Source organism: Bacillus cereus group sp. BceL062 (genome assembly GCF_051780025.1).
Lineage (GTDB): Bacteria > Bacillota > Bacilli > Bacillales > Bacillaceae_G > Bacillus_A > Bacillus_A toyonensis.
Map to the genome: position 1 here is coordinate 198977 of NZ_JBPWGY010000002.1, position 12775 is coordinate 211751.

Genomic DNA, 12775 nt, shown 5'->3' on the forward strand with positions numbered 1-12775 from the left:
ATATTTGGAATATAGAATGTATAAAACAAGAGAGAAGTTAATTTTACTAATGCATTGTAGTAAGTTTCCGAAAAATCTGTTCTTTAATTTTGGTGGTATCAGATGCATGAAATGAATGTTCTATTTCATAAATCTGGAAGTGAAAAAATCATGTATAGGGGAGGAAGGTATTACTACTAATCTAGTAAAATATACCGTAATAACTATGACAAGAAATCTAGGAAAATACGTAATTACTTTAACAACAGGACTAACTTTATTATCAACTGTGCCATTAACAACTTTAGCAGAAGAAGGTGTTAATCAGCCGAATCAATTGTCAATTGCAGACGGAGAAAAAGACGCACATGTTCATGGTGATATAGAGACCGTTAAAGAAGCTAAGACAGGAAAAGTCACGGAAGCGGAAGCTTTAAAAAATATTGAAAATGCGTTTAAAGATGTAGATGGTAAAGGAGATGGAAGCTCTCGCTCTATGCAACCCAAAATGCGTAGTTCTAACCGTATAGGGTATTCAGCAGCAGACCCATCAGCAACGAAGAAACGTGGAACAATTAGTGGAATTCCGTTTGTAGAGTGGATTATACCAGCTGGTAACACAGATATTCGACCTGCAAACCCAATGAAAGCAAAGTATATTACGATTCATGAAACAGCAAATACGGCACCGGGTGCGAATGCTGAGAGTCATGCAAAGTATTTATACAATCAAGCAACAAGCGGTACTGTTAGAACTGCTTCTTGGCATTTTACTGTAGATGATAAAGAAATTTATCAGCATCTACCAACAAATGAAAATGGCTGGCATGCAGGTGATGGTGGTACAGGTACAGGAAACAGAGAATCAATCGGTATTGAGATAGCGGTTAATCAAGATGGCGACTACAATAAAGCGGTAGAAAACGCGAAAAAATTAGTAGCGCATTTAATGAAACAAGAAGGAATCAGCGCGAGTAATTTAAGACGCCATGAACAATGGAGTGGAAAGAAGTGCCCTGATATTATTATCACAAGGGGGACTTGGAATTCATTTGTAGAAGGCGCTAATGGATATCTGAATGGGGGTACTGGAACGAATCCTCCGTTAGTAGACGAAAAAGAAGATGTAGATGGTAACGAAACAAACCCAGCTGAGCCAAATATTGAGTTAGAAATCACTGGTACAAGCGTGAATGTTCGTAGTGGTGCAGGAGTGAATTATGGAGTTGTCCGCATTGCTAAGAAGGGTGAAAAATACAAAGTGTTATCTATTAAAGATGGCTGGTATGAAATCAAGAAAGGTGAGTGGGTGAAATACGATCCAAGCTGGAGTAAGCTCACTAACAATGCTCAAGATAAAGACCCTAATACAACAAAAGAAGGTTGGGTATTTAAAAATAACAATTGGTATTATACAAACAGTGATGGCAAAATGGCTACCGGTTGGAAAAATGTTGGTGGTGCATGGTATTACTTAAATAGTAGTGGTGCAATGGTAACAGGTTGGCAATCAATAGGTGGTGCATGGTATTACTTAAATAGTAGTGGTGCAATGGTAACGGGTTGGCAATCAATAGGTGGTGCATGGTATTACTTACATAGTGAAGGTGCAATGGTAACGGGTTGGCAATCAATAGGTGGTAAATGGTATTACTTAAATAGCAGTGGTGCAATGGTAACGGGTTGGCAATCAATAGGTGGTAAATGGTACTACTTAAATGGTGAAGGTGTAATGTTAACTGGCTGGCAATCAATAGGTGGTAAATGGTACTACTTAAATGGTGAAGGTGCAATGTTAACAGGCTGGCAATCAATAGGTGGTAAATGGTACTACTTAAATGGTGAAGGTGCAATGTTAACAGGTTGGCAATCAATAGGTGGTAAATGGTACTACTTAAACGGTGAAGGTGCAATGTTAACAGGCTGGCAATCAATAGGTGGTAAATGGTACTACTTAAATGGTGAAGGTGCAATGTTAACGGGTTGGCAATCAATTGGTGGTAACAAATACTATTTTGACCAATCGGGTAGTTGGATTGAAGGGAAACTCTAAATAAGTATAGGTCGATAAGGGAACTTGAAAGATAGTCGAGCTCAAGTTTGATATATTTTGTGTATAAAAGAGATAACTTCTATGAAAAAATAATGAATAGAATGTAAATAAAAAAGACACTGTAAAGTGTCTTTTTTATTTAAGTTATGCGCATTGCTTAATAAGACGCTAGTTCCTCAGTCTGACTATGAGTAACTATGTAGGGTGATTTAATTATAACATTTTAACCAGTAATGGGTCTATATGGAATTTTATCGATAATTTTGTTTGATTATTCAGAATGATACATGTGGTAAAATATACATATTACCTATAGTAATTGTAAAATATAATGATGTATATAACTAGCCTTGTAATGAATTTCTATTATATTTAAGATTGAAATATAATAGAAAAGTACAAAGAAGGGGCTGTGGAATATGGGCGCTTGGGGAACTGGGTTATTTGATGATGATACAACTTGTGATGTGAAAGAACAGTTTATTGAGTACTTAGAAGAAGATAATAGTGTAGAAGAAGCAACTAAGCTCGTTTTAGAAGAGTATTTAGATGAGTTTGATATAGATGAAGATTTAGAGGTTATGTCTTTAGTATATATTGGTCTTGCGGCAATACAATTGGAGAAAGGGTGTCTTCAGGATGAGGTTCGCAACAATGCGATTGTATTAATTGAGAGAGGGGCTGATCTTGAACTTTGGGAAGAAGCTGATGCAGAAGATTATGAAGAGAGAAAGAAAGTTTTAAATACATTAAAACAACAGCTGATAAACTATTAGTATATCGAAAAAGACAAAATGCTTTTTAAAATGATTAGTCTTTGTTTTCTCTTGTAACAAAGACTAATCATTCATTGTTGCAAAGGCTAACTTGTTGTGTGTAATAAAATTAAGTTAATAAGTAAAAGGATTGTTACTGTTCGGCAGGCAAAACCTAAATTGATCTAGAGGCTCCGGGTGTAGTGTAGCTTTTGGAATCGGTTTAGGTTTTTTATTACCTTTTTTAACTTTAAGAAGAAGTCGGAACAATATGAGAATCCATAAAATTTCACATAACATTGATGTCTTCTTTTTTCATTGTAAATAAAGGATAGAGCTATATTTTCCTTTACACGAACATAACGGTATTATATAGTTAAGTTAAGTGAACTTAACTATATAACGAAACGAAATAACAGCATGGAGGAAGAATGCTATGACTAGATCGTATAAAGAAGTAATTAATGAAATGAACCGGGCTTATAATGAATTTTACATTTTACTATTTCAGGAGCTAAAAGATGAGTACGGTCTTACAGGACAGCAAGAGAGCATGCTATTTCATATTAATTTAAATGAAAATACGACAGCGAATCACATTGCGACTACTTTTAATATATCGAAAAGTGCTGTGAGCCAAGTTTTATCGAAATTGGAAAAACAGAAGATGATTTCGAAACAAGTAAACCCTAATAATAAAAGAGAGTATTTCCTTACAATTGGTCCAAACGGTAGTAAGTATATAGAGCGGTTGTCTGATTTAGATGATGTATTAATTGAGAAGTACTTTTCTAAAATCGATATACATGCTTTAGAGCAAATGACCGATACGTTAACGAAAATAAATAAAGTTATATTAGAAGAAAAACAGAAGGATCTTGATTGTAATGAGTAAGAATTTAGATGAAGCAATTAGTAGAAAGGAGGAGAAGCATGTTATGAGTTACATACCAAATATGATTACGATAGCAAATTTTGTATGTGGGCTTTTGGCTATTTACGCTGTTTTCGTTCACGATATTTATTTAGGAGCAGTTTTTATTATTACAGGTATGTTATTTGATTTTTTTGATGGTATGGTCGCTCGGAAACTTGATGCTGTTTCGGAAATTGGCGGAGAGTTGGACTCGTTTGCGGATTTAGTTACTTTTGGTGTGGCACCGTCTATTCTTGCATATAGTGTCGCATTGAAAGAATTACAGTCTATCGGGATGATATGTGCGCTTGCTTACAGTATTTGTGGCATGCTTCGGCTTGCGAGATTTAACACGCAGCAAAGCAAACTCCCGACATTTATCGGAATGCCAATACCATTCGCGGCAATGTGTCTCCTCATTTTATGCTTTTTGAATAATCCAGTTTCCGTGGCGTTTGGCACATGCGTACTCGCTTATTTAATGGTGAGCAAAATCAAATTTCCTCATTTAAAAAAAGATATATCGGAAAGCTTGAACTCCGAAAGATGGGACTAATGAGAAAGGTAAGGAGCATTGCATGATTCGTATGGCATTAAGATCATTTAACATACAAATGTATTGTTTGCTAGGGGTGATGGTATTAGGATGGCTTATGACACCTTTTTCAGCCCAGTTTGTAGGAATAAGCATTGGCCTTTTAGTGAGTATGTATTGCGTCTGGATTTTAGGCAGGCGTATTGAAAAGTTCGGAGACAGCATTGTGAAAAAAGAAAAAGCGCCGATGCTTGGAATGATAAATCGGTTTGCAGCCGCAATACTCGGCGCGATTATTATGTATGAAATTGAACATCATGATTTCATGTGGACATTTGCTGCTGGAATTATGGGTGGGTATTTCTTAATTATTATTAATTTAGGATATTACAGCATGAAAGATGTGAAGGAATAAAGAGTTGTGTGAATCACTAATTTGGATGACTTACATGTATAAACGTAAAAGCTTTCCTGTATGGAGAGTTTTTTATTATAAAGAAAAGACACCCTAAGGTGCCTTTCTCCGACTTGAACCATTTTCATTTCATACGAATCTATCCGTATTACCCCTTTGTTATAAATGTAAACACAACCTATAAAACAGAATCGTTTATATACACCAGATTGTTAGTTCATAAAATAAAAGAGATTTGAGATCAGTATCGGAGTAACGCCACATCCCCTATAATGATTGATATGTTACGCCTGTCAAAAGAATCTGCTTTATAGAACGTGTCCACAATTTATATTTTACTATATTTAATATTCATTAAGTGTATTTTTTCACTAATATGTATAATTACATAAAGTTTACGGGGAAAAGAGAGTATACTTTAATATTGTGTAATAAAGATAAAGGCCACCTACGGAAATAGGGGGCCTTTTAACGTAAAAAGAAAAGACACCCATATATGAGTGTCTTTTCCGATAGTTTTTTAGCAGAAGCAAGAAGCTCCAACGATGATTAATAAAATAAATAATACAACTAATAAAGCAAAGCCTCCAGAAAATCCACAGCCGCCACAACTACCACCAAATCCCATAATAGTTCCTCCTTTTAATAAGAGGGGAAAACAAAAGGTCACTCATGTATTTTAACGGATTCAATTTACTTTATGTTTTTTATGCAATAATTGAGCAGGTCCTTTTGAAAATAAAAAAAGACACTCTAAGGTACCTTCCTCCAACTTGAACTACTTTCATTTTAATAATATCGTTCTAAGTTTAAAAACTATAGAGATTTTTCCTGTGGGCTTTGTAAGTAGTTTTTACGAAATTATGAGTGTTTTTTATTTTGTATTTCAATCAATTCATCTTTAATCATTTGTATATAATGTTCTTTTTCTGTTAGTTCAAATATAAATAATGCTTTTTTCATGTTATTCACAACATCTTCTTCATCATGTTGTTTAATCTTTAATAAATACTGACCTTTTAAATAGAATAGTTCACCTAATAGGTATAAAGTGTTTAGATTAATAGCTAATTTGATGCCCTTATCAAGGTGTTTTATTGCTTCTTCATGTTGATAGGTGAAGTCTAAACATTTTGCTAAATTTAAAATAATTTTTAATTTAATTTCTTTATCTCTAGGAAAATCTAACTTATTAAAATTAGTTAAACATTTTTTTAACATATTAATACTTTTTTCGTATTCTTTGTTTTCCGCATACAATATAGCAGTTGATTGCATAATATCTATTTCTCTTTCTGATAAACAATCAACATTGGTTAAAGTTAGTTTTAATGCATTATTAAGAAGAGTTAAAGCCGCTTTTGTTGAGTTATTCACACGATATATAGCAATTGCTTCATACCATATTAGAAATTGTTTATCTTCTGTTGATTGGAAATTGTTTTCGTTTTTCTCTTTTTTTACTATTTCATAAAGTTCTTTATATTGTTTTTGCTTTACACAATCTCTCATTACATATTTTACATTTTTTACGTATTTTAATTTTTTGTTTTGAGTTAGTGCAAATATATTATTTGGATCAACACCAAGTCTTTCTGATAATTGATATAACAATATGCTAGATGGATAAATCATACCTTTTTCTATCTTGCTAATTTGACTTTGTGAACATATGCCATGACATAATTCGGATTGTGATATATTTTTTTTAATTCGAAGTTCTTTAATGGTAATACCCAAATCACAAAATTCCATTTTTCCCCCTACTATTTAACGCTTTATTAGTATAATAATATTCTCCATCCTTAATGTAATGTAAAATTAATATAGTTGCAATTATTGTTTTTTAAGGCCTTTTTATAAAATTTCATTATAAAAGGCTCCTTCTTTCGAATCGAACCATCATGCATAAGTGTAAAATTACATAAAGCCCACCTACGGAAATAGATGGGCCTTACTATTAGGTGTTACTCCTTCATTGTACAAAAGGGAATTTGCTAGCATATCCTTAAAGTTCTTACATTGAGAAATAAAGAAAAGACACCCTAAGGTGCCTTTCTTCGACTTGAACCATCTTAATTTTAATAATATTGGGATTCTCATCCCAATATTATTTTACCATGTTAAGTTATTTTATTCATTGAGAAATATGTTTCAAATCTATATTTTATTGGAATTTTTTTGTATAAGAGGCTATATTTAAATTGTATGTAAGTTTTTAATAATAATATCTTATGAAATTCCGTTTCTCACCTTTAAATGTAACAATTTATGAGTATAAGAATATTTTTCAGCTTTTAATATAATGTAAAATGAGTACGGAACTTATTTTTATGAAAAAACGTTAACCGAAAGAGAGTTTGAATTGTCTATTTGAAGAAATTAATAATATCATGTGTGTTGGCTACATTCTGTCTAAATATGGTAGGATGTTCTAATAGTATGGGTACACTAAGGGATAAGTCTAAAAATTCAACAACTGTGAAGTGTGAACGTATCAACAAAGCGTGGTACAAACATATGTAATAGTTTAAAGAAATTTGAAACGGTTGATGTTAAAGGGCATAAGGAAAAATTAATTAGGCCGATAGTAGATGCTGATAATTGGAATAATGATAGTACTTAGAAATCCAATGAAAGCTTTTCTATTCATATTGTTTATTCCTCTCTTTTGTTGATCTACATAGTAAAAGCACTCATCTGAGTGCTATCACTTACTTCACTACTTTGTTCATAATTCCCTTATAAAGGTAATATGAACTTTAAAAATGTTTATTGTTGATTTTTTGTTTTCATCTGTTCTTCATAAACAAACTTAGCTGTCATAAAATCGTTAGAAAAATCTTTTAATGTGTTTTTCATCATGTTCAATTCTTCTTGTGATTTTATTTCAATGCCATATAAGAAATCGTACGCTTTCGTTTGCTCACTAGCAACAAAGTTTTGAGTCATGTAATCATCTTTGAAGTCTTGCTTCGCTTTTTCCTTCACTCTATTTATTGCTTCGGTTTTGTTGATATCCTTCACTGGATTTGCAAATGAACCTGTAGATTGTTGTTGTTTAGCTTCTTCTTTCTTTTCCGGTTGAACAGCAGGTTGTTGCGTTTCTCGTTTTGATTCTTCTTTTTTAGGTTGTTCTTTCTTTGCTAATTCTTCTTTTAATCTTTTAATCTTTTCACTTTAGCATCTAGCGTTTTATTTTGCGTTTCCAATAGTGATATATCCCCTTTTAATTTATCCCGCTATTTGCCGGGCAGTAAGACCCCCACTTCAAAATTCAGCGGAAGCAAAGAAGTTAGGTGGGGGTCGGGCTGCTCGTAAACGCCCGATTGGTGAAGGCTAATAATCAGTGGGGGATGAACAAAACCCCTACTGATTAAAGTTTCACTTTATCAATCTCTTTAGATTTATCATCAGTTTCTTTATAAACGGTATTTAATTTTGGGAGTGAAGTAGTATGTTGATCTTTCGCATAAAAATTAGAGTCAATACCATTCCTGTTATGATTAGTAAAATGAAAGATATAGCTGCTACTCCAAATACAGCCAACGGTCGTAGAAATGGTTTTTTAACATATTTAAAAAACCCCTCAAGTATGGAACGATATACTTGAGGGAGGGGATGGGTGATTACAATCATGCTATTAATAAGAACCCCATAAATGATAAACCATTCCACTAACAAAAAACACTAATCCTAAAACCAAAACAATTATAGCAAGTATTCCATTTTGATTATGCTCCATAAAGTAGTAGCTCCTTTGAGATTTATTTTTATCCCGCATTAACTGTCCGTAAAAACCTGATTAGTAAAGGCTAATAATCAGTGAGGGGATGAACAAAGCCCCGGCTGATTAAAGTTTCACTTTATATACAAAAAAGCCTTTAGTCGTAATTATGGCTAAAGGCTTTGAGCATTATACTTTTTAGTTTGGAAAATCTTATAAGAAGAATAACCTGTATGTTATATAGAGAAGAATTTATAATATTTTTATCAAATTTGAAACTGTAATGTACTAGCTTGATAATGAAGCTGGACTATTAGAATTGAAAAATTTTAGTTTTATTATAACTAATAGAAAGGAAAGTAGTGTGAATAGAAATCCACTCCAAATAAGCTGGTGAATACCTAAGTTTGAAATGAACCAGCCTCCAATAGTTGTTCCTAAAGTAATTCCGAGATTTGAGAATGAAACGAATAGGCTATTACCAAATTCAGGTGCTTCTTTTGCTTCACTTATTAACCATGTTTGACCAACAATTAATCCGCCAGCATGCACGATTCCCCAAATGAATACTATAAAAATCATTGGAACAAGGTAGGAACCTAAATAATAAACCAATATGTAAACGATAGAATATAAAATAGGGAAGGATAGTACTGTATTTACTATACTTTTTTGCAGGAGACTACCAAATAAATGATTACCTAAAATCATAACTATACCAAATATGAATAGCATAATACTGATGAGAGATCCATTCATGGAAGTTACTTTTGCAAGGTATTCAGCGAAGTAGCTGTATACGGAAAACATGGCTGCAAAAAGGAATGTGACGGTTAAAATATTTAACCATAATCCTGGTTTGCCGAGTATACGAATTTGTTTGCCGAAAGACATTTTTTCTGTAACAGGCATAGAAGGAAGGTAGATTAGTATTCCAATGAATGCAAGAGTGTTAACGAATGCTCCGAATAAGAAAGCAATTTCTAGTGAAAATTGGTCTGCAAGGTAAGAGGTTAATGGTACGCCTAGAGCAAAACCAACTGTAATTCCCATGAAAACTTTTGTAACGGCTTGACCACTTTTCTCAGGAGGGACAAGTTTAGCAGCTGTTACAAGAGCGATTGAAAAGAAGAGTGGGTGAAGTGCGGCCGGTAAAATACGAAAAATAAGCATGATTTCAAATTGTGTTGTATAAGCGTAGATTATATTTGAAATAACAAATGTAAAAATTGCTGTTAATAAAATTATTTTGCGATTAATCCCAGAGACGAGCAAAATTAGAAACGGACCAGAAATAGCAACAACTAGTGCGAATATACTTACTAAAAATCCTGCTTGTGCAGTTGAAATGCCGAATTTCTGAGTGATTTGTGGTAATACACCGACAATACCCATTTCGGTAGTAATAATTCCGAACACACCTATTGCGAGTGTCAGAATAAGTAAAGGATTTACTTTTTTCATTTATAAAACTCTCCATTCGTACTAGTATTTTGAAAGTAAATTCATTAACAAAGAAGCATTATTGCAAGCATGATTGGATGTCAATATTATTAGGACTATGTAATTTGAAATACAATAACAGATATCTAAATAACTAGATATGATGTGTTAAAAAAATTTCTCCTTTCCATGTTTCTTGCTTTTATAGGTAGTGCAATTTTATAAAAAAGCAGAATGTGTGAAGGCTAATAATCAATTGGTATGCTAATTGATTATTAGCTTTCACTTTATAATTCGTTTTGGACGTATTCAGAAAACTCTTGTATTGTTTTTTCATTTCGACGATAGTAAGTCCATTTTCCAATTCGGTCAGAGTCTAGTAGTCCTGCCTTTTTCATAGTTAATAAATAACTAGAAATAACCGATTGGGCTAAACCAGTTTTAAGCTGGATATCTCCTACACATACTCCAACTTGAAAGTTAAGGCCTTGCTCTAGATAAGGTTTTTCATCGAAATAGTTTTCTGGATTTTTCAACCATGATAAAATTTGACATCTTGTTTCATTTGACAATGCTTTATAAATTAATAAAGGTTCCATAAGGATATTATATCTACTTTTATAGATTTGTAAATGGGTTTTGGTGATTTTAAGGGAAGAAGGTATAGTTGATCCCTTTGAATAGGCATAAGGTGTTCTTGATCTGTACTCTTTGTAAAGGACATTCTAAAAAAAGTTAGGTAACCTAAAAAAGATGATTTCTGTATGCAAACAGGAGTCATCTTCTTTAAATTCTATTGATAGCAAGAGTGATTATAGTACGTCATATATTTCTTAATTTCATGTTTTAACTGAACAAACGATTCACATGATTTTATATATGTTTCATCGATTAAAGTACTACGAGGATTACGTGCAAAAATGATAATCTTGTTACGTTCAAGCATGTTGTTGCCTAGCTATCAATGGCGGATTCCTAAGAAGAGTAATAATAAAACCCAACTGAAGATTTAAGAAAAATTTTATGTTTCCCCCACTTTTTATTTTAGAAGTTTTTCCTATCCTATAAATGAGTTACATCATGAAGGAGACTAAAAACGACAAAGTCATAGATGAAAATGTAAAGTTAGGGGATTCTACATGCATACAGAGGTTTTGATTAGTTATTTGTATACGTATTTTTTTACTATTATGTTTTGTATTGTGTTTCAAATTGGCTTTTATTTTAAAGCGAAAAGAAATATATCTATTCTGCATTTTCTATGGGTATATGTTTTTCTATTCTACCTTTCGCTAGTATATAAGGTGACGCAAATCGCGACTGTATGGGATATAAGTAGATATGAAACGTGGATTCGCGTCAGTCAAATTAACTTGACTCTATTTGATACTGCAGGTAGTACTACGTATCTTTTGAACATTGTACTGTTTATGCCGTTAGGTTTTTTATTACCGACTATTTGGCCACAGTTTAGAAAAATGAAAAACACCGTATGTGCGGGATTCTTTTTTTCATTGGCAATTGAGTTAAATCAATTACTAAATAATAGAATTACAGATATTGATGATTTATTTACGAATACCCTCGGGGCAATTGTTGGGTATGTAATATATAGAGCTTTATTTAAAATGATATGTAAAAGAGAGGAAAAAAAGCTTGATACCAACTCTTCTCTAGTTATAAAATACGAAGCTGTTTTTTGTTTAGTGTGTTCATTTGTAGGTGCGATGTTAATTTATTATCCAGCTTTATTTGGGAGGCCTGTAATTCTCCAATGAGATGTGCGATCTCGTTTATAAAATGATTCTAGTATTTCTTCCAATCAGCACAAGATTCTCTCTATACGCTATTAAGCTATTCAGCAGACTGTAAGATGATCAGTAATCGTACTGGTGGGATTGAAATAAAAGCGGACAGTTTCTATCCAAGCTTTTCATTTATGTATGATGCGCAAGAATTATTTATTATTGGCGGAGAAGAAAAATGGTCTGATATCCATTATATAAAAAGATTTTTCCATCTTGAGCAGATTACAGATGAACTGACTATTGATTTAAGAAAATGAGAGATGAGAAGGAATAGATGAGTAAACCCTCAAGTATAGAACGATATACTTGAGGGTTTTTATGTATGAAGAAGGCTTTTCTATTTTTCCCTAGAATGAACAGTAATGTATAATCTAATTCCTTAATGTAATAAGGAGGCAGTAAAATTTGAATAGGAAAATTTGGTTTGTAGTTACTTTTTTTGCTCTTTTAGTAACTGGCTATGTTGTTGTCCAATATTTTATTATGGATGGATTTCAAACAGGGCTTGTAAAAGCGAAGCTTATGTTTGGATCTAAATTAAGTGCGTTCTGGTATATGATGCTATTTATACATATTACAACTAGTATAGTAGCATTAGTAATTGGTCCTTTTACATTATCCACTAGATTTAGAGAAAGGAATATCAACCGTCATCGAATAGTTGGGAGAATCTATCTGGTTGGTGTATTATTAGGAGGCGTTTCTGGACTATATCTATCCTTTTATGCTACGGGAGGATTGGTAGCGAAGCTAGGTTTTGGTTTGTTATCTGTATTCTGGCTAACATCAGCATATCAAGCGTTACATAGAGTTAAGAATAAAAAAATTAAAGAGCATCGGAACTGGATGATTAGGAATTATTCTTTAACCTTTGGAGCAGTTACATTAAGAATTTGGCTACCGTTGTTTATAGTTCTATTTGGAATAGAGCGGTTTGAACTTAGTTACGCTATTATTGCTTGGTTAGCATGGGTACCCAATTTACTTGTTGCAGAATTGTTCATAAGAAAAAGATTTAATAAAGGAAAATACGAGGGAAATGAGGATTTACATTTTTGATGTGAATTTGCTGTCATATTGAGGGCAGAATTTTTTTAATAGCTGAATTTCGTACAAAAATAGGATGGCCAATTGAAGCCATCCT

12 protein-coding genes and 3 pseudogenes are annotated in these 12775 nt (G+C 32.8%); 9 read left to right on the forward strand and 6 right to left on the reverse strand.

Annotated elements, in window-relative coordinates:
- Positions 1-205 precede the first annotated feature (205 nt).
- The 5 genes from ACS2MN_RS06205 (at position 206) to ACS2MN_RS06225 (ending at position 4653) form a co-directional block, all read left to right on the forward strand.
- Positions 206-2032: an N-acetylmuramoyl-L-alanine amidase gene (locus ACS2MN_RS06205; RefSeq protein WP_087948977.1), complete on the forward strand. Its 1827-nt coding sequence runs from the start codon at positions 206-208 to the stop codon at positions 2030-2032.
- A gap of 419 nt (positions 2033-2451) precedes the next feature.
- Positions 2452-2808 carry a DUF4259 domain-containing protein gene (locus tag ACS2MN_RS06210; RefSeq protein ID WP_000501500.1) on the forward strand — a complete coding sequence of 119 codons (357 nt, stop codon included), beginning with the start codon at positions 2452-2454 and terminating at the stop codon, positions 2806-2808.
- A 415-nt stretch (positions 2809-3223) separates the two neighbouring features.
- Entirely contained in the window at positions 3224-3682 is a 459-nt protein-coding gene (locus ACS2MN_RS06215) for a MarR family winged helix-turn-helix transcriptional regulator (RefSeq protein ID WP_000198621.1), read from the forward strand.
- On the forward strand, positions 3675-4259 hold the full coding sequence (gene pssA / locus ACS2MN_RS06220; RefSeq protein ID WP_346994065.1) for a CDP-diacylglycerol--serine O-phosphatidyltransferase: 585 nt from the start codon (positions 3675-3677) through the stop codon (positions 4257-4259). The genes ACS2MN_RS06215 and pssA overlap by 8 nt, the downstream gene beginning before the upstream one ends.
- 22 nt (positions 4260-4281) lie before the next feature.
- Positions 4282-4653, forward strand: a complete 372-nt coding sequence (locus tag ACS2MN_RS06225) for an ATP synthase subunit I (RefSeq protein WP_000620622.1) — start codon at positions 4282-4284, stop codon at positions 4651-4653.
- Positions 4654-5173: 520 nt separating this feature from the next.
- Here ACS2MN_RS06225 and ACS2MN_RS06230 read toward each other — a convergent pair.
- The 3 genes and pseudogenes from ACS2MN_RS06230 to ACS2MN_RS06240 form a co-directional block, all read right to left on the reverse strand.
- Positions 5174-5281: a YjcZ family sporulation protein gene (locus ACS2MN_RS06230; RefSeq protein WP_000505673.1), complete on the reverse strand. Its 108-nt coding sequence runs from the start codon at positions 5279-5281 to the stop codon at positions 5174-5176.
- Between the two features lie 233 nt (positions 5282-5514).
- A complete protein-coding gene (locus tag ACS2MN_RS06235) occupies positions 5515-6408 on the reverse strand; it encodes a helix-turn-helix domain-containing protein (protein ID WP_000393592.1) in 894 nt (297 codons plus the stop codon).
- 1017 nt (positions 6409-7425) lie between these two features.
- Positions 7426-7889, reverse strand: a pseudogene (locus tag ACS2MN_RS06240) (Branched-chain amino acid permease); the annotation flags it as partial.
- Positions 7890-8110: 221 nt separating this feature from the next.
- On the opposite strand from ACS2MN_RS06240, the gene ACS2MN_RS06245 reads away from it, so the two are divergent.
- Entirely contained in the window at positions 8111-8266 is a 156-nt protein-coding gene (locus ACS2MN_RS06245; RefSeq protein WP_179192254.1) for a hypothetical protein, read from the forward strand.
- A gap of 402 nt (positions 8267-8668) precedes the next feature.
- Here the strand turns inward: ACS2MN_RS06245 and ACS2MN_RS06250 are convergent, their stop codons facing one another.
- The 3 genes and pseudogenes from ACS2MN_RS06250 to ACS2MN_RS06260 all read right to left on the reverse strand — a co-directional run.
- Positions 8669-9844 carry an MFS transporter gene (locus ACS2MN_RS06250; RefSeq protein ID WP_087949088.1) on the reverse strand — a complete coding sequence of 392 codons (1176 nt, stop codon included), beginning with the start codon at positions 9842-9844 and terminating at the stop codon, positions 8669-8671.
- A gap of 266 nt (positions 9845-10110) precedes the next feature.
- Positions 10111-10422 (reverse strand): ArsR/SmtB family transcription factor, encoded by a 312-nt coding sequence (locus ACS2MN_RS06255; RefSeq protein WP_000433544.1) that lies wholly within the window; start codon positions 10420-10422, stop codon positions 10111-10113.
- Between the two features lie 194 nt (positions 10423-10616).
- A pseudogene (locus ACS2MN_RS06260) lies at positions 10617-10718 on the reverse strand (TetR family transcriptional regulator); the annotation flags it as partial.
- Between the two features lie 244 nt (positions 10719-10962).
- Between ACS2MN_RS06260 and ACS2MN_RS06265 the strand changes: the two are divergent.
- The 3 genes and pseudogenes from ACS2MN_RS06265 to ACS2MN_RS06275 all read left to right on the forward strand — a co-directional run bounded on the left by ACS2MN_RS06265 (position 10963) and on the right by ACS2MN_RS06275 (position 12690).
- Entirely contained in the window at positions 10963-11601 is a 639-nt protein-coding gene (locus ACS2MN_RS06265) for a VanZ family protein (protein WP_000556714.1), read from the forward strand.
- 32 nt (positions 11602-11633) lie between these two features.
- Positions 11634-11888, forward strand: a pseudogene (locus ACS2MN_RS06270) (hypothetical protein); the annotation flags it as partial.
- A gap of 148 nt (positions 11889-12036) precedes the next feature.
- Positions 12037-12690: a DUF2306 domain-containing protein gene (locus ACS2MN_RS06275; RefSeq protein ID WP_001080305.1), complete on the forward strand. Its 654-nt coding sequence runs from the start codon at positions 12037-12039 to the stop codon at positions 12688-12690.
- Positions 12691-12775 lie beyond the last annotated feature (85 nt).

Bases quoted from the DNA above. Each gene is read 5' to 3' on its own strand.
- ACS2MN_RS06205 (WP_087948977.1), top strand. From the start codon at position 206: ATGACAAGAAATCTAGGAAAATACGTAATTACTTTAACAACAGGACTA.
- ACS2MN_RS06210 (WP_000501500.1), top strand. From the start codon at position 2,452: ATGGGCGCTTGGGGAACTGGGTTATTTGATGATGATACAACTTGTGAT.
- ACS2MN_RS06215 (WP_000198621.1), top strand. From the start codon at position 3,224: ATGACTAGATCGTATAAAGAAGTAATTAATGAAATGAACCGGGCTTAT.
- pssA (WP_346994065.1), top strand. From the start codon at position 3,675: ATGAGTAAGAATTTAGATGAAGCAATTAGTAGAAAGGAGGAGAAGCAT.
- ACS2MN_RS06225 (WP_000620622.1), top strand. From the start codon at position 4,282: ATGATTCGTATGGCATTAAGATCATTTAACATACAAATGTATTGTTTG.
- ACS2MN_RS06230 (WP_000505673.1), bottom strand. From the start codon at position 5,281: ATGGGATTTGGTGGTAGTTGTGGCGGCTGTGGATTTTCTGGAGGCTTT.
- ACS2MN_RS06235 (WP_000393592.1), bottom strand. From the start codon at position 6,408: ATGGAATTTTGTGATTTGGGTATTACCATTAAAGAACTTCGAATTAAA.
- ACS2MN_RS06245 (WP_179192254.1), top strand. From the start codon at position 8,111: ATGTTGATCTTTCGCATAAAAATTAGAGTCAATACCATTCCTGTTATG.
- ACS2MN_RS06250 (WP_087949088.1), bottom strand. From the start codon at position 9,844: ATGAAAAAAGTAAATCCTTTACTTATTCTGACACTCGCAATAGGTGTG.
- ACS2MN_RS06255 (WP_000433544.1), bottom strand. From the start codon at position 10,422: ATGGAACCTTTATTAATTTATAAAGCATTGTCAAATGAAACAAGATGT.
- ACS2MN_RS06265 (WP_000556714.1), top strand. From the start codon at position 10,963: ATGCATACAGAGGTTTTGATTAGTTATTTGTATACGTATTTTTTTACT.